Annotated in this window: 13 protein-coding genes; 8 read left to right on the top strand and 5 right to left on the bottom strand. The window is 60.6% G+C overall.

What is annotated here, in order from left to right; genetic code table 11:
- Positions 1 to 14 precede the first annotated feature (14 nt).
- The 3 genes from dnaQ to PSCI_RS18175 all read right to left on the bottom strand — a co-directional run bounded on the left by dnaQ (position 15) and on the right by PSCI_RS18175 (position 2,332).
- Complete coding sequence (gene dnaQ, locus PSCI_RS18185; RefSeq protein ID WP_045489767.1) at positions 15 to 782, bottom strand: DNA polymerase III subunit epsilon; 768 nt, start codon at positions 780 to 782, stop codon at positions 15 to 17.
- A 295-nt stretch (positions 783 to 1,077) separates the two neighbouring features.
- Complete coding sequence (gene rnhA / locus PSCI_RS18180) at positions 1,078 to 1,524, bottom strand: ribonuclease HI (protein ID WP_045489766.1); 447 nt, start codon at positions 1,522 to 1,524, stop codon at positions 1,078 to 1,080.
- A 49-nt stretch (positions 1,525 to 1,573) separates the two neighbouring features.
- On the bottom strand, positions 1,574 to 2,332 hold the full coding sequence (locus PSCI_RS18175; protein ID WP_045489763.1) for a methyltransferase domain-containing protein: 759 nt from the start codon (positions 2,330 to 2,332) through the stop codon (positions 1,574 to 1,576).
- A 285-nt stretch (positions 2,333 to 2,617) separates the two neighbouring features.
- Here PSCI_RS18175 and gloB point away from each other — a divergent pair, with 285 nt between their 5' ends.
- The 8 genes from gloB to fabI all read left to right on the top strand — a co-directional run bounded on the left by gloB (position 2,618) and on the right by fabI (position 13,416).
- Positions 2,618 to 3,397 (top strand): hydroxyacylglutathione hydrolase, encoded by a 780-nt coding sequence (gene gloB / locus PSCI_RS18170; protein WP_045489760.1) that lies wholly within the window; start codon positions 2,618 to 2,620, stop codon positions 3,395 to 3,397.
- Positions 3,398 to 3,495: 98 nt separating this feature from the next.
- Positions 3,496 to 5,097, top strand: a complete 1,602-nt coding sequence (locus PSCI_RS18165; RefSeq protein ID WP_045489758.1) for a LysM peptidoglycan-binding domain-containing protein — start codon at positions 3,496 to 3,498, stop codon at positions 5,095 to 5,097.
- Between the two features lie 97 nt (positions 5,098 to 5,194).
- Positions 5,195 to 7,024, top strand: a complete 1,830-nt coding sequence (locus PSCI_RS18160; RefSeq protein ID WP_045494529.1) for an extracellular solute-binding protein — start codon at positions 5,195 to 5,197, stop codon at positions 7,022 to 7,024.
- Complete coding sequence (locus tag PSCI_RS18155) at positions 7,021 to 8,895, top strand: extracellular solute-binding protein (protein WP_045489756.1); 1,875 nt, start codon at positions 7,021 to 7,023, stop codon at positions 8,893 to 8,895. Before PSCI_RS18160 ends, PSCI_RS18155 begins: the two co-directional genes overlap by 4 nt.
- Position 8,896: 1 nt before the next feature.
- Positions 8,897 to 9,970, top strand: a complete 1,074-nt coding sequence (locus PSCI_RS18150) for a microcin C ABC transporter permease YejB (RefSeq protein ID WP_045489754.1) — start codon at positions 8,897 to 8,899, stop codon at positions 9,968 to 9,970.
- Position 9,971: 1 nt separating this feature from the next.
- Entirely contained in the window at positions 9,972 to 10,991 is a 1,020-nt protein-coding gene (locus PSCI_RS18145; RefSeq protein ID WP_045489752.1) for an ABC transporter permease, read from the top strand.
- A 1-nt stretch (position 10,992) separates the two neighbouring features.
- Positions 10,993 to 12,603, top strand: a complete 1,611-nt coding sequence (locus PSCI_RS18140; protein ID WP_045489749.1) for an ABC transporter ATP-binding protein — start codon at positions 10,993 to 10,995, stop codon at positions 12,601 to 12,603.
- 18 nt (positions 12,604 to 12,621) lie between these two features.
- Positions 12,622 to 13,416 (top strand): enoyl-ACP reductase FabI, encoded by a 795-nt coding sequence (fabI, locus tag PSCI_RS18135; protein WP_045489747.1) that lies wholly within the window; start codon positions 12,622 to 12,624, stop codon positions 13,414 to 13,416.
- Positions 13,417 to 13,553: 137 nt separating this feature from the next.
- Here fabI and PSCI_RS18130 read toward each other — a convergent pair whose 3' ends face one another.
- Both PSCI_RS18130 and PSCI_RS18125 read right to left on the bottom strand, forming a co-directional pair.
- Positions 13,554 to 15,437, bottom strand: a complete 1,884-nt coding sequence (locus PSCI_RS18130) for a SurA N-terminal domain-containing protein (protein ID WP_045489744.1) — start codon at positions 15,435 to 15,437, stop codon at positions 13,554 to 13,556.
- Positions 15,438 to 15,614: 177 nt separating this feature from the next.
- On the bottom strand, positions 15,615 to 15,887 hold the full coding sequence (locus PSCI_RS18125) for an HU family DNA-binding protein (protein WP_045489741.1): 273 nt from the start codon (positions 15,885 to 15,887) through the stop codon (positions 15,615 to 15,617).
- Positions 15,888 to 15,958 lie beyond the last annotated feature (71 nt).

Raw genomic sequence — 15,958 nt, 5'->3', positions numbered from 1 at the left:
GGCTCAGAGGCTGGTCAGTTGGCCGACTGCCCGGCTTCCTGCATCTGCACCCACAGCGCCGGAGCGCCGGCGGCCTTGGCGATGATTGCCATGCGCGCCTCGTGAGCCGCCAGTTCATCGGCGCTGGCACGCAAGATGCGCCCGGCAGGCCGGTCGGCTGGCAGACGACGAATTTCACTTGGGCGATCCGAGCCTCCTTCACCGCCATCGGCGCCCTGCCCCGACAACGACAGCGTGGTCTGCCCGCCAGTCATGGCCAGGTAGACGTCGGCCAGAATTTCCGAGTCGAGCAATGCGCCGTGCAGGTCACGGCCAGAGTTGTCTACGTCATAGCGTTTGCACAGTGCATCAAGACTGTTGCGCTGGCCGGGGTGGCGCTCACGGGCCATGGCCAGGGTATCGAGTACCGTGCAGTAACGGCTGACGTCGGCTCGATCCTGCTGCCCCAGCAAGGCGAATTCGTTATTGATGAAGCCAACGTCGAACGTCGCGTTGTGAATGATCAGCTGTGCGCCGCGAATGAACTCGTAGAACTCGTCGGCGACCTCGGCAAACCGCGGCTTGCCGACCAGGAATTGGTCGGTGATACCGTGCACGCCAATTGCCCCCTCATCGCTTTCGCGGTCAGGTTGCAGGTAGACGTGAAAGTGCCGGCCGGTCAGGCGCCGGCCAATCAACTCGACACAACCGATCTCGATGATCCGGTGACCTTCAGTCACCGGCATGCCGGTGGTTTCGGTATCGAGCACGATCGAACGATTATCAAGGTTTTGCGATGACATATTCTGTTGCCTCTTGTGCAGGCCCGAATATTAGCATGGGTTCAGACAGTGCGCGGTTGGCAGCACTGCCCCGGCAGCACTTCAAGGGTACCTCTAAAAACGTAGGCGAGGCAGTCAGCGCTAGGCGAAATCAGGCGAAAAACGGTCGGAGTCGCGCTCGACTTTACGGGTTGTACATGAGCATTTTGATTGGGCGGCACTCCGTCGGACTCGCGCACGAGCCTGATTTCAACAACGCGATGGCGCGCGTAACGCCGCAGGCGCCCAGCCAGCAGGTAGTTTTTAGAGGTGCCCGTCAGGCCTTGCCGCGCACCTCATCCACGCCACGATTGGCGAGCTGGTCGGCACGCTCGTTGCCGGGGTGGCCGATGTGGCCGCGCACCCATTTCCACTCCACCTGATGACGGCTGACCTGCTCATCGAGTTGCTGCCAGAGGTCGGCATTTTTCACAGGCTCTTTGGCTGCCGTCTTCCAGCCGCGTTTTTTCCAGTTGACCATCCACTCGGTGATGCCTTTCATCACATACTGCGAGTCGGTGACCAGGGTCACTTCGCAGGGGCGCTTGAGCGCTTCGAGGCCGCGAATCGCGCCAGTCAGTTCCATGCGGTTGTTGGTGGTGTTGGCTTCGCCACCCCAAAGTTCCTTTTCCTGGCCCTTGTAAACCAGCAGCGCGCCCCAGCCCCCAGGGCCAGGGTTGCCCTTGCAGGCGCCGTCGGTAAAAAGTTCTATGCGTTCACTCATGGCTGTATTCCGAATTCAAAAAACCTGGGCATCGGCAGCCAGTAACCGCTCAAGGCTCACAACCGTCACGGTTGACCTTGGCCAGCGGCAACGGAATCAGCTTGCCCATGGGCTCGCGGCGTGGCTGGCGCAATGGCCGCAGGCCGACCACCAGCTTGCGCGCCACCAGCAGGTAAAAGCCGCCACCCAATGCCTGACCGCTGGTGCTCCAGCGCTCCATGCCTTGCAAGCGCGTCTGCCACTTGGCCGATGCAAACGGCGGACGATAACACCCGAAGCGGCGCTTCTCCAGCGCAAAGCCCAGCAGGTTGAGCCAGTCGGCCACCCTTGTCGGCGCAATACAGCGCGCTTTGCGCAAGGCGTCGCGGGCAAACACCCGGCGCATGCCCCAACTGCTCCAGGGGTTGATACCGACGATCAGCAAATGTCCGCCGGGACGCACACTGCTGGCCGCCTCACGCAACAAGCCATGGGGAGACAGGCAGAAATCCAGGCCATGTTGCAGCACCACCACATCAGCCGCGTGCTCGCATAACGGCCAGGCCTGCTCTTCGCAGACGATTTCCATCCCCGGCAAGGGCGCACCGAGACGCACGGTGCGCTGGATTTGCACGGCCTGCGGCGGCGTCTGTTGCGCCGGCCCGTAATGCACCAGATAACCGCCGAAAAACCGCGCCAGTTCTTCTTCCAGAGCACGCCGCTCTTCTTCAATCAGCATGCGCCCCAACGGTCCGTCCAGCCACTCACGGGCCACACAGGTCAGCTCCAGCCATTGCGGATCGGCCTGGGCGAAGGATTGATCGATCATGGGATATGTTCCTCCGGGACTCGCAGCGCCAGCTGGACGCTTTGAGCGATACAGGGCAGGCATGGCTTGTGGCCGCTTGCTCGACGGGCATCAATACGTGTGTCTAAGGGTGGCCTACAAAATGGCTGCACTCGGCAATATTGCGTTGAAATCAGCCTCAAGATGCTCATGTACGTTATGTACGCTGCGCTTTTTCGCCTGACCTCGCCTTGTATTGCCTTCATTCGCCTATTTTGTATACAGCCCCTAAGATGCACTATTGTTTCCCGCCAAGCGAATTGCGCCATGATACAGATCCACGCCCTGCCCGCTTTCAGTGACAACTACATCTGGTTGTTACAAGACCTTTCGACCCGACGCTGTGCAGTGGTCGATCCGGGTGACGCCGCACCGGTGCTTGGCTGGCTAAAGGCCAACCCTGACTACCAACTGAGTGACATCCTGATCACTCATCATCATAACGATCATGTCGGCGGCGTGGCGGCGATCAAGGCGATCACTGATGCACGGGTCTATGGGCCGGCCGGCGAGACGATTCCGGCGCGCGATGTCGCGCTGCACGACAACGACCGTATCGAGGTACTGGGGTTGGCGCTGCAGGTCATTCTGGTCCCAGGTCACACCGCCGGGCATATCGCCTTCTATCATGAAGGCCCTGAAAAGCCCCTGCTGTTCAGCGGCGACACCCTGTTTGCCGCCGGTTGTGGCCGGTTGTTCGAGGGCACCCCCGAGCAGATGCACACCTCGCTGAGCCGGCTGGCCGCCCTGCCCGACCACACGGCCATCTACTGCGCCCATGAATATACCCTGAGTAACCTGCGCTTCGCCCACGCCGTGGAACCGGACAACGCTGACATCACCCAGCGTCTGGCGCAGGTCAGCCAATGGCGGAGCATGGACCGCATCAGCCTGCCGTCACAACTGGGTCTGGAGCGCCTGACAAACCCATTTATCCGGGTCCATGTAACATCCGTTAAAGAAAAAGCGGACGAGTGGAACGGCCGTGACAATGCCTCGCCCAGTGAGGTATTTGCCAGCCTGCGCGACTGGAAAAACAAGTTCTGACACACCCGCTCATGTACGGAAAACCCCGTAAAGGTTGACCATCGCGGGGTCCCTTCCTAGAATCGCCCGACATTTTTTCCTGGAAACACCCCCGGACAATGTCGTCATCTACTGGAAAACCCGCGAATTCCGCCACCTTGACGCGCCTGGCACAGGCCATCGCGGTGACCGCCAGCGCACTGTTGGCAGGCTGCCAAAGCACCGGCCAGACGACTGGTCAGGTCGAGCACGACGGCACCTACCGCAGCAAGGCCAACCTGGCGACGGGCATCAAGCAGAAGCCGATCTTCGTCAATCCGACCCCCGCCGCCCAGGCCGAGCCGCAAGATGTATGGGAGCGGATGCGGCTGGGTTTCCAGTTGCAACAAGGCGACAACCTGAACCCGCGCATCGATCAGCAGCGCCTGTGGTTCGCCAACAACCCGTCGTTCCTTGAGACTGCCGGTGAGCGTGGCAGCCTGTACATGCACTACATTGTCGAGCGCCTCGAAGAACGCAACATGCCGCTTGAGCTGGCGCTGCTGCCGGTGATTGAAAGCGCCTACAACCCGATGGCGATTTCCCGCGCCCAGGCGGTCGGCCTGTGGCAGTTCATCCCGTCCACCGGGCGTTACTTCAACCTGCGCCAGACCAGCTTTTATGATGGCCGCCGCGACATCCAGGCTTCGACCAATGCGGCGCTCGACTACCTGACCCGCCTGCATGACATGTTCAACGGTGACTGGCTGCTGGCCCTGGCGGCCTATAACGCCGGTGAAGGCACGGTCAGCCGGGCCATTGAGCGCAACGACAAGCTCAACCTGCCCACCGATTACTGGAACCTGCCCCTACCGCAGGAAACCCGTGACTATGTGCCCAAACTGCTGGCCCTCTCACAGGTGGTCCTGACCCCGGCGGCCTATGGTGTGAACCTCACGCCGATCGCCAACGAACCCTACTTTGAAGTCGTCGAGCTGAACAAGCGCGTCGACCTGTCCAAGGTCGCGAGCCTGGCCGACATCGACGAAGACGAACTGATCCAGCTCAATCCGGCGTTCAAGAAGCGCCTGACAGTTGATGGCCCACAGCACCTGCTGGTGCCGACCTCCAAGGCACAGCTGCTGGCTGCCAACCTGCCCAACCTGCAGCCGGCCGAGCTGATGCAATGGCAGCATTACCGGGTCCGTCGCGGCGACACCCTGGACAGCCTGGCCAAGCGTTATCAGGTATCGGTCAGTTCACTCAAAGGCAACAACCAGTTGTCAGGCAACAGCCTGAAGGTCGGCCAGTCACTGAATATCCCGCTGCAACCGGGCGGCACAGCGAAACCGGCCTTCGAGCTGGTCGCCAGTGAAGACAAACCGAGCCGTTCACGCACCTACCGGGTCAAGAGCGGTGACAACCTGTCGAGCATCGCCCGCGCCAACAAGGTCGATGTCGAAGCCCTGCAACGCTGGAACAAGCTCTCTGGTCATCGCCTGCAAATCGGCCAGTCGCTGGTCATTCAGGACAATAGCCGGGCAGCCGGCAAAGCCGTTGCGGCGGCCAGCGCCAAGACCGCCGAAGGCAAGCCGGTGCAGTACAAGATCCAGAAAGGCGATTCCATGTACCTAGTGGCCAAACGCTTCAATGTCGAGATGAAGCATCTCAAGCGCTGGAATCCACGCAGTGGCCAGGCACTGCGCCCCGGCCAGACCCTGACGGTCTACCTGCCGCGTTGATCAGCCACGACGGTCAGGCGTCGTGCTGTGCCGCAGTCTTTTTCCAGACAGGACAAACTGCTACTGTTAGCGGCCCAGAGCCCAAGCCGTGCGCAATGTGATTCGTCCCATCCTGTTAGCCATCAGCCTGGGCTTGAGCTCCAATGCCAGCGCCGCCATCAGCGAAAGCCATGGCTACGCGCAGTTTGGCGCGCTCAAGTACCCGGCCAGCTTTACCCACTTCGACTGGGTCAATCCCGAGGCGCCGAAAAACGGCACCTTACGGATCATGGCATTCGGCACCTTCGACACCCTGAACCCTTATACCTTCAAGGGCACCAGCCCGGTCGAGACCGGCAACTTCCTGCAGTACGGCGTCAATGAGCTGAATGAACCGCTGATGGTGGGCACCGGTGCTTACGACCCATCCGGCGATGAGCCGACCTCCAGTTACGGGCTGATAGCCCGCAGTGTCGAGTACAGCGAGGACCGTAGCTGGGTGGTCTACAACCTGCGCCCGCAAGCCCGTTTTCATGATGGCCAGCCGATCACGGCTTATGATGTGGCGTTCTCTTATCGCACCCTGCTCAAGGACGGCCACCCACAGTACCGCACCGCCTTGCAGGAAGTGCAGCGGGTCGACATTCTCAACCGTCACCGCATCCGCTTCGTGTTCAAACGGGTCGGCAATCCACTGCTGATCATGCGCCTGGGCGAGATGCCGGTGCTGCCCCAGCATTACTGGAAAGACCGCGACTTCAAGGCCACCACCTTCGACCCGCCGCTGGGCAGCGGCCCGTACCGGATCAGCAACGTCCAGCCCGGTCGCCAGTTGATCTTCGAGCGGGTCAAGGATTACTGGGCTAAAGACCTGCCGGTCAATCGCGGCAAATACAATTTCGACCGGGTCGAAGTGGAGTTCTACCGCGACAGTGAGGTGGCCTTCGAAGCCTTCAAAGCCGGTGAGTTCGACATTTATATCGAGCACCAGGCCAAGAACTGGGCCAACGGCTACAACTTCGCAGCGTTGCAACGTGGCGAGGTCGTCAGGGCTGCCATAGCCCACCAGATCCCGACCCAGACCCAGGGTCTGTTCATGAACACCCGGCGCAGCACCTTCAGCGACGTGCGGGTGCGCGAAGCACTGGGGCTGATGTTCAATTTCGAGTGGACCAACCGGGCACTGTTCAGCAACGCCTACCAGCGCTCGACCAGCTATTACCCCAACAGCGAGTTTTCCGCCAGCGGGCTGCCCAGTGGCCGCGAATGGCTGATGCTATCCCAGTACCGCGAGCGTCTGCCGGCCAGCCTGTTCAGCCAGCCGTTCAGCCTGCCTGCCAGCGACGGTGGCGGCCTCCCGCGCGAGACACTGCGCAAGGCTCTGGCGCTGCTCGGCGAAGCCGGCTGGACATTCTCCGGGCAACGCCTGGTCAACGCCCAACAGCAACCGCTGCGCTTCGAAATCCTGCTGGTCAATCCCAACCTGGAGCGCATCCTGCAGCCTTATGTAGAGGATCTGCGGCGCATCGGCATCGACGCAGGGCTGCGAACCGTGGACCGCGCCCAGTACAAGCAGCGCCTGGACCGTTTCGATTTCGACATGATCCTCATGACCCTGTCGCAGACCCTGAGTCCGGGCCTGGAACAGTGGCAGTACTTTCATTCCAGCCAGGCCGCCGTGAATGGCAGCAAGAACTACGCGGGCATTAGCAGCCCGGTGGTCGACGGCCTGCTCAACCAGTTGCTCGCCGCCTCCAGCCGCGAAGATCAGGTCGCCGCAGCCAGGGCACTTGACCGGGTTTTGCTGTCAGAGCACTACATGATTCCCAACTGGTATCTGAACAACCACCGCCTGGCCTGGCGCAATCGCTTCGCCATGGTCACCACGCCGCCCTATACCCTGGGCTTGCGCGCGTGGTGGCTCAAGCCTCAGGAGAACACCCGATGAACCCGATGCGTACGCTGTTGGCCAGCGCCGGCAGCCTGTTGCTGGTGGCCCTGGCCTGCACCGCCCAGGCTGCTCCCCAGCATGCCGTGACCCTGTACGACGAAGCGCCCAAGTACCCGGCGAACTTCAAGCATTTCGATTACGTGAACCCCGATGCGCCCAAGGGCGGGACCTTTCGCCAGGCCGGGTTCGGCAGCTTCGACAGCCTCAACCCCTTCATCAGCAAGGGCACAGCCGCCGCCGATATCAGCATGATCTACGACACTCTGGCGCGCTCCAGCCTCGATGAGCCGCTCACCGAATATGGCCTGATCGCTGAAAAAATCGAAAAAGCCCCTGACAACATGTGGGTGCGTTTCTATCTGCGCCCTCAGGCGCGCTTTCACGATGGCCACCCGATTCGTGCCGAAGACGTCGAGTTCACCTTCAATACCCTGATCAAGGACGGTGCGCCGCTGTACCGCGCCTACTATGCCGGCATCGACAAGGTCATCGTCGAAGACCCGTTGCGAGTCAAATTCGTCTTCAAGGACAGCCACAGCCGTGAGCTGCCACTGATCATCGGCCAGTTGCCGGTATTGCCCAAGCATTTCTGGGCGACGCGCGACTTCACCAAGGGCAATCTTGAATTGCCGCTGGGCAACGGGCCGTACAAGGTCACCCAGGTCAAGGCCGGTCGCTCGCTGCGCTTCGAGCGGGTCAAGGACTACTGGGCCAAGGATCTGCCGGTTAACCGTGGGCTTTACAACTTCGATGTGATGACCGTTGACTACTACCGCGACCCCGATGTGGCCCTGGAGGCGCTCAAGGCCGGGCAGTATGACTACCGCGAAGAAAACACTGCAAAGAACTGGGCCAGCGCCTATGACGTGCCGGCGGTGCGTGACGGACGCCTGATCAAGGAAGAGCTGCCCAACGGCAACCCGCAAGGCATGCAGGGCTTCATCCTCAACCTGCGTCGCCCGGTGTTCCAGGACCCAAGGGTGCGCGAAGCACTGACCTTGCTGTTCGATTTCGAGTGGACCAACAAGCAGCTATTCAGCGGCTCCTACACCCGTACCCGCAGCTACTTCGACAACTCGGAAATGGCCTCCAGCGGACTGCCCACCGGTGAAGAGCTGAAACTGCTTGAAGCGCTGCGCGGCAAGATTCCTGAGCGGGTATTCACCGAGCCCTTCACGCTGCCGGTCAACGACGGCAGCGGCATGATCCGCCCGCAATTGCGCCGCGCCTACCAGCTGTTGCAGGAGGCTGGCTGGCAGATCAAGGATGATCGCATGACCGACGCCCAGGGCAACCCGGTGAAGCTTGAGTTCCTGATGGTGCAGACCGCCTTCGAGCGGGTCATGCTGCCCTACAAGCGCAACCTCAAGGATCTGGGGATTGAACTGTCGATCCGTCGGGTCGATGTCGCCGAATACATGAACCGCCTGCGCTCACGGGACTTCGACATGATCGTCAGCAGCTTCCCGCAGTCCAGCTCGCCTGGCAATGAACAGCGCGAATTCTTCCACTCGGTCAGCGCCGACCGTCCCGGCAGCCGTAACTACATGGGCCTGAACGATCCGGCAGTCGATGCATTGGTTGACGGCCTGATCCGCGCCGACTCGCGCGAAAGCCTGGTGGCCCATACCCGTGCCCTGGACCGGGTGCTGCTGTGGGGCTTTTACGTGGTGCCCAACTGGCATATCAAGAGCTGGCGCATCGCTTACTGGGACCACTTGGCGCATCCGCAAGCCAAGGCGCTGTCGGACATCGGCCTAAGCAGTTGGTGGGCCAAGCCAGATGTCCAGCCTGCACCGCCAAGCCAGCCGCCAGTCAGTGAAGATGACAGCACCGGCGACACCGCCACCGGCAACGAGGAACGCTGAAATGCTGGCTTATATCCTGCGGCGCCTGCTGCTGATCATTCCGACCCTACTGGGCATCCTGATCATCAACTTCATTATCGTCCAGGCCGCCCCTGGCGGGCCGGTGGAACAGACGATCGCCAAGCTCGAAGGCTTCGACGGCGCCACCAGCCGCATCGGCGGCGGTGGCTCGGAGGTCGGCGTGGCCGGCTCCAGCTACCGGGGTGCACAAGGCCTGGACCCGGCTTTGATCGAAGAAATCGAGCGTATGTACGGCTTCGACAAACCGGCGCCGGAACGCTTGTGGATCATGATCAAGAACTACGCCCAACTGGACTTCGGCACCAGTTTCTTCCGCGACGCCAAGGTCACCGACCTGATTCTGGAAAAGATGCCGGTTTCAATTTCGCTGGGGTTATGGAGCACCCTGATCATGTACCTGGTGTCGATCCCGCTGGGGATCGCCAAGGCCACCCGGCACGGCAGCCAATTCGACGTGTGGACCAGTTCGGCCATCGTCGTGGGGTATGCAATTCCGGCGTTCCTGTTCGCGATTCTGTTGATCGTGCTGTTCGCCGGTGGCAGTTATCTGGACTGGTTCCCGCTACGCGGCCTGACCTCGAACAACTTCGATGAGCTGAGCACCACCGGCAAATTGCTGGATTACTTCTGGCATCTGGTGCTGCCGATCACCGCTCTGGTCATTGGTAACTTCGCGACCCTGACCCTGCTGACCAAAAACAGCTTCCTCGACGAAATCAGCAAGCAATACGTGATCACCGCCAAGGCCAAGGGCCTGAGTAACAACCGGGTGCTGTACGGCCATGTATTCCGCAACGCCATGTTGCTGGTGATTGCCGGTTTTCCGGCGGCATTCATTGGCATATTTTTCACCGGTTCCTTGCTGGTCGAGGTGATCTTCTCGCTCGACGGTCTGGGCCTGATGAGTTTCGAGTCGGCCATCAACCGCGACTATCCGGTGGTGTTCGGCACCCTGTTCATCTTCACCCTGCTGGGCCTGGTGGTGAAACTGATCGGCGATCTGACCTATACCCTGGTCGACCCGCGCATCGACTTCGAAAGCAGGGAGCATTGATATGCCGTTGTCCCCCCTCAATCGCCGCCGCTTCGAGCGCTTCAAGGCCAACCGCCGTGGCTGGTGGTCTCTGTGGCTGTTCATGGCCCTGTTCGTCCTCAGCCTGGGCGCTGAATTGATCGCCAATGACAAACCGCTGGCAGTGCGTTACGACGGCCAGTGGTACTTTCCGGTGTTCGAGCGCTACCCGGAAACCACCTTCGGCGGCGAGTTTCCGCTGGAAGCCAATTACAAAAGCCCCTATATCCAGGACCTGCTCGCCGCCAAAGATGGCTGGACGCTTTGGGCACCGATCCCCTACAGCTACCAGAGCATCAACTACGACCTGAAAGTCCCCGCCCCGGCTCCGCCGTCACCGGACAACTGGCTGGGCACCGATGACCAGGGCCGCGATGTACTGGCCCGGGTCATCTATGGCTTTCGTATTTCGGTGCTGTTCGCATTGACCCTGACGCTACTCAGCTCGGTCATCGGCGTGATTGCCGGTGCGCTGCAAGGCTTCTATGGCGGCTGGGTCGACCTGCTGGGCCAGCGGTTTCTGGAAGTCTGGTCGGGCCTGCCGGTGCTTTACCTGCTGATCATTCTTGCCAGCTTCGTACAACCCAACTTCTGGTGGCTGCTGGGCATCATGCTGCTATTTTCGTGGATGAGCCTGGTTGACGTGGTGCGCGCCGAGTTTCTGCGCGGCCGCAATCTTGAATACGTGCGTGCAGCCCGGGCACTGGGCATGCGCGATGGCGAAATCATGTTCCGGCACATTCTGCCCAACGCGATGATCTCGACCATGACCTTCATGCCGTTTATCCTCACCGGCGCCATCGGCACCCTGACCGCATTGGATTTTCTCGGCTTCGGCCTGCCAGCCGGCGCACCGTCGCTCGGCGAGCTGGTCGCCCAGGGCAAGGCCAACCTGCAGGCCCCCTGGCTGGGCATCAGCGCCTTTGCGGTACTGGCGATCATGCTCAGCCTGCTGGTGTTCATCGGTGAATCGGCCCGCGACGCCTTCGACCCAAGGAAATGACATGAGCCAGGACAATCTGATCGAAATCCGCGACCTGGCGGTCGAATTCACCACCGGTGATAACCGTCAGCGCGTGGTCGAAGGCGTTAATCTGGATATCCGCCGGGGTGAAACCCTGGCGTTGGTCGGCGAAAGCGGCTCGGGCAAGTCAGTCACCGCGCATTCGATTCTGCGCCTGCTGCCCTACCCTATCGCCAGCCATCCCAAAGGCAGCATCCGCTATGCCGGCGAAGACCTGCTGAGCCTCAGTGAAAAACGCCTGCGCGGCCTGCGCGGCAACCGCATCGCGATGATCTTCCAGGAGCCGATGACCTCGCTCAATCCGCTGCATTCGGTGGAGAAGCAGATCAATGAGGTGCTCGCCCTGCACAAGGGGCTGACCGGTCAGGCGGCGCGTAAACGGACGCTGGAGCTGCTGGAGCTGGTGGGTATCAGCGAGCCGCACAAGCGACTCAAGGCCTTGCCCCATGAGCTGTCTGGCGGCCAGCGCCAACGAGTCATGATTGCCATGGCGCTGGCCAACGAGCCGGAGCTACTGATCGCCGACGAACCGACCACCGCGCTGGACGTCACGGTGCAGCTGAAAATCCTCGAACTGCTCAAGCAGTTGCAGGCCCGCCTGGGCATGGCGCTGCTGCTGATCAGCCACGATCTGAACGTGGTTCGACAAATAGCCCATCGGGTATGTGTCATGCAGCGCGGTTCCATCGTCGAACAGGCATCGTGCGAACAATTGTTCCGTTCGCCCCGGCACCCGTACACCCAAATGCTGATCAATGCCGAGCCCAGTGGTCGCCCGGTGGCCAATGTGCCAGGCAAGCCATTACTGGAAGTCGAGAACCTGCGGGTCTGGTTCCCGATCAAAAAAGGCTTGTTCAAACGCACTGTTGATCACGTCAGAGCAGTCGATGGCGTAGACTTCAGCCTGCCGCAGGGGCAGACACTGGGGATCGTCGGGGAAAGCGGATCAGGCAAGTCCACGCTGGGCCTGGCGATTTTGCGGCTATTGAGCAGCGAAGGCGCCATACGGTTTCAAGGGCAGCCCCTGAACGGGCTGACGCAGCAGCAGGTTCGTCCGTTGCGGCGGCAGATGCAGGTGGTGTTCCAGGACCCGTTTGGCAGCCTGAGCCCGCGCATGTCAGTGGCTGAAATCGTGGGTGAAGGTTTACGCATTCACAACATCGGCAGCGCCCAGGAACAACAGGTCGCGATCGTCGAAGCACTCAAAGAGGTAGGCCTGGACCCGGAAACCCGGCACCGCTACCCCCACGAGTTCTCCGGCGGGCAACGACAAAGAATCGCCATTGCCCGGGCATTGGTGTTAAAACCGGCGCTGATTCTGCTGGACGAGCCCACTTCGGCGCTCGACCGGACCGTCCAGCGCCAGGTAGTCGAGCTGCTACGCTCGCTGCAAGCCAAGTACAACCTGACCTATCTGTTCATCAGTCATGACCTGGCTGTGGTCAAGGCGCTGAGCCATCAACTGATGGTGGTCAAGCAAGGCAAAGTGGTCGAACAAGGTGCAGCAGAGGCTGTTTTCGCCGCACCGCAACATCCTTACACACAGCAGCTGCTGGAAGCCGCCTTCATGGCACCAGTAGCTGTCGATTAACCTGAAGAGGAACAACACATGGGTTTTCTCGCCGGTAAGCGCGTCCTGATCGTCGGTGTCGCCAGTAAACTGTCCATCGCATCCGGCATCGCTGCCGCCATGCACCGGGAAGGTGCAGAGCTTGCCTTCACTTATCAGAACGACAAGCTCAAGGGCCGTGTCGAAGAATTCGCCGCTGGCTGGGGTTCGAGCGCCGAGCTGTGCTTCCCTTGCGATGTGGCCAGCGATGAAGAAATCGCCAAGGTCTTTGAAGAGCTGGGCAAGAAGTGGGATGGTCTGGACGTGATCGTGCACTCGGTTGGCTACGCCCCGGGCGACCAGCTCGATGGCGACTTCACCGACGCCACCACCCGTGAAGGTTTCCGCATCGCTCACGACATCAGCGCTTACAGCTTCGTGGCACTGGCCAAAGGCGGTCGTGAGCTGATGAAAGGCCGCAATGGCAGCCTGCTGACCCTGTCGTACCTGGGCGCCGAGCGCACCATGCCAAACTACAACGTGATGGGCATGGCCAAGGCCAGCCTGGAAGCCGGCGTACGTTACCTGGCCGGCAGCCTGGGCGCTGAAGGCACTCGCGTCAACGCCGTGTCGGCTGGCCCGATCCGCACCCTGGCCGCTTCCGGCATCAAGAACTTCCGCAAGATGCTGGCCGCCAACGAGGCCCAGACCCCACTGCGCCGCAACGTGACCATCGAAGAAGTCGGCAACGCCGCCGCCTTCCTGTGCTCGGACCTGGCATCGGGCATCAGCGGTGAAATCATGTACGTCGACGGTGGCTTCAACACCACTGCGATGGGCAACATCGAAGAGTAATCGGCAAGCCGCTTACTCAGACGCAAAAAAAGAAGGCCGCCCCTAGGGGCGGCCTTCTTTTTTGCGCTGTTGGAGCTGCTTCAGCAACGAAGGCCTTGGCACCATTCGCGGCTGAAGCCGCTCCTACACAGCTAACGTTAGTACTTCTCGATCTTGGCCTTGTGCTCCAGCTCGGCACGATAGGCCGAGAAATCCTGCTGCCCGGCACGCGATGCCAGGAAGCGGCGGTACTGGGCCTTTTCCTCTTCAGACGGCGCAGCGGCCTGGTTGACGCCCTTGAGGCGCACAATCACGAAGCTGCCGTCACGAGCGCTCAGGCTGGCGTACTCGGACTTGTCCTGGCCTTCAGGCTTGGGCATACGGAACAGGGTCTGCAACACAGCCGGATCGACACCGTCCTGACCGCGGCTGACCGCTTCCAGAACCTTCCACTCGATACCGTCCTGGCGCGCAGCCAGCGCAACCTTGCCATCGCGCAGGCCCGCGAGCAGCGCCTCGCCCTTGGCTTTGGCCGCAGCGGCAGCCTTGTCATGGACCAACTGGTTACGAATGGCGCCGGCCACTTGTTCCAGTGGCAGTTGCTGAGGCTGCAGGTGCTCCTTGGCGCGCACCACCAGCACGGTGTCAGGATCAAGTTCCAGCACGTTGCTGTTGGAACCCTCTTCCAGCACTTGCGGACTGAACGCTGCCTGGATCACCGCACGGTTGGCTGTCAGACCTTCACCACCTTCACGCCCGAACGCCGCGGTGGTCTGGACCTTGAGCCCCAGATCCTGAGCCGGCTGGCTCAGATCGGCAGACTCAAATGCCGCGTCCTGCAGTTGCTTGGTGACTTCGACGAACTTCTGCTCAACCTGTTGCGATTTCAGGTCGGCGGTCAGCTTGTCCTTGAGGCTGGCGAAGCTCGGCACCGAAGGTGCTTCAACGCCCAGCAGCTTGATCAGGTGCCAGCCGTAATCGCTGCGTACCGGCTGCGAGACCTGGTCCTTGTTCAGCGCGTACAGGGCATCTTCGAAAGCCGGGTCGTATACCCCCTTGCCGGCGTAACCCAGATCACCGCCCTTGGTGGACGAACCCGGATCCTGAGAGAACTCTTTGGCCAGGGCGGCAAAGTCTTCACCTTTGGCCAGGCGCTGCTGGATTTCTTCCAGTTTGGCCTTGGCCTGCTGATCGTTCACCTTGTCGCCGACTTCGATCAGGATGTGCGCAGCCCGACGCTGTTCGGTCAGATTGGCTATTTCCTGCTGGTAAGCGGCCTGCAGGTCTGCATCCTTGACCTGAACCTTGTCAAAGAACGCCGACTTCTTCAGCTCGATATAGTCCAGAACCACTTGCTCGGGGCTCATGAACTCCTTGGCGTGCTGATCGTAGTGGGCCTTGACCTCGTCATCGCTTACCGAAACGCCAGCTGTATTGGCAGCAATGGTCAGGGTGGCCGAATCACGGGTCTGCTTCTCCAGTCGGGCAAACGCCTCGACCTGGGCATCGGTCACGAACGCGCTGCCAGCGATACCGGCACGGGTCTGAGCGATGAGCATTTCCTGGGTCAGCATCTGCCGGAACTGCAGACGGCTATAGCCCAATTGACGAATGACCTGATCAAACCGGTCGGCACTGAATTTGCCATCGACCTGGAACTCAGGCGTCATCAACAGTTGCTGGTCAACGGCGGCTTCGGAAAAGGCGAACTTGTCGTCTGCGGCTGCCTGCAACAGCAGTTTGCGCTCGATCAGGCCCTTGAGAGCCGATTCACGCAGCAGCTTTTCGTCCAGCAGCGCAGGATCGAAGTCCTTGCCCAACTGCTGAGCCAATTGCTGAGCCAGTTGGCGACGTTGCATATCGACCGCTTGACTCAATTCGTTTTGGGTCACCTCTTCGCCATTCACCTCGGCAGCATTCTGCTTGCTGCTCGAAGAGGTGAACATCGCTTCGATGCCCGTCAGGGCCATCAGCGCAACGATGATCCCGATAATGGTTTTGGCAATCCAGCCTTGGGAATTGTCCCTGATGTTCTGCAGCATGCGTCCCCCAGAACGGTTGAACTCACGAACCAACCGCGGAGCGTGGGTAGAAAGCGGATAGAAGAAAGGCGCATCCGAGGATGCGCCTTCCCGTAAATCGCGTAGCGGAAGGTCTCGAACCTTCCGCGACCGGTTCGCGAATGCACGCGAACCAGCGCGTCAAGGCTTGAAAGAAACTTAGTTGACAGCTTCTTTCAGAGCCTTGCCGGCTTTGAATACTGGCTTCTTGGCCGCTGGAATTTCCAGGGTCTTGCCAGTCTGCGGGTTACGACCTACACGGGCAGGACGGTCAGTAACGGAGAACGTACCAAAGCCAACCAGAACAACCGAGTCGCCAGCCTTCAGAGCGCCAGTGACGGATTCGATCACTGCATCCAGCGCACGGCCAGCAGCAGCTTTCGGGATATCAGCAGATGCAGCGATAGCATCAATCAGTTCCGACTTGTTCACTCTAAGTCCCCTTATCTCTATATGGAGTATGTTTCTAAGTTTTTGGTGTTAAGCAAAACGAGCGCTGAGGG

This window comes from Pseudomonas sp. StFLB209 (genome assembly GCF_000829415.1).
Taxonomy (GTDB): domain Bacteria; phylum Pseudomonadota; class Gammaproteobacteria; order Pseudomonadales; family Pseudomonadaceae; genus Aquipseudomonas.
The sequence above is the reverse complement of the archived record's forward strand: the minus strand, read 5'-3'. Positions and strand labels throughout refer to the sequence as shown.

Coding starts and splice junctions, on each gene's coding strand:
- rnhA (WP_045489766.1), bottom strand. CDS start 1,524: ATGAGTGAACGCATAGAACTTTTTACCGACGGCGCCTGCAAGGGCAAC.
- gloB (WP_045489760.1), top strand. CDS start 2,618: ATGATACAGATCCACGCCCTGCCCGCTTTCAGTGACAACTACATCTGG.
- PSCI_RS18140 (WP_045489749.1), top strand. CDS start 10,993: ATGAGCCAGGACAATCTGATCGAAATCCGCGACCTGGCGGTCGAATTC.
- PSCI_RS18175 (WP_045489763.1), bottom strand. CDS start 2,332: ATGATCGATCAATCCTTCGCCCAGGCCGATCCGCAATGGCTGGAGCTG.
- dnaQ (WP_045489767.1), bottom strand. CDS start 782: ATGTCATCGCAAAACCTTGATAATCGTTCGATCGTGCTCGATACCGAA.
- PSCI_RS18150 (WP_045489754.1), top strand. CDS start 8,897: ATGCTGGCTTATATCCTGCGGCGCCTGCTGCTGATCATTCCGACCCTA.
- PSCI_RS18165 (WP_045489758.1), top strand. CDS start 3,496: ATGTCGTCATCTACTGGAAAACCCGCGAATTCCGCCACCTTGACGCGC.
- PSCI_RS18155 (WP_045489756.1), top strand. CDS start 7,021: ATGAACCCGATGCGTACGCTGTTGGCCAGCGCCGGCAGCCTGTTGCTG.
- PSCI_RS18145 (WP_045489752.1), top strand. CDS start 9,972: ATGCCGTTGTCCCCCCTCAATCGCCGCCGCTTCGAGCGCTTCAAGGCC.
- PSCI_RS18130 (WP_045489744.1), bottom strand. CDS start 15,437: ATGCTGCAGAACATCAGGGACAATTCCCAAGGCTGGATTGCCAAAACC.
- fabI (WP_045489747.1), top strand. CDS start 12,622: ATGGGTTTTCTCGCCGGTAAGCGCGTCCTGATCGTCGGTGTCGCCAGT.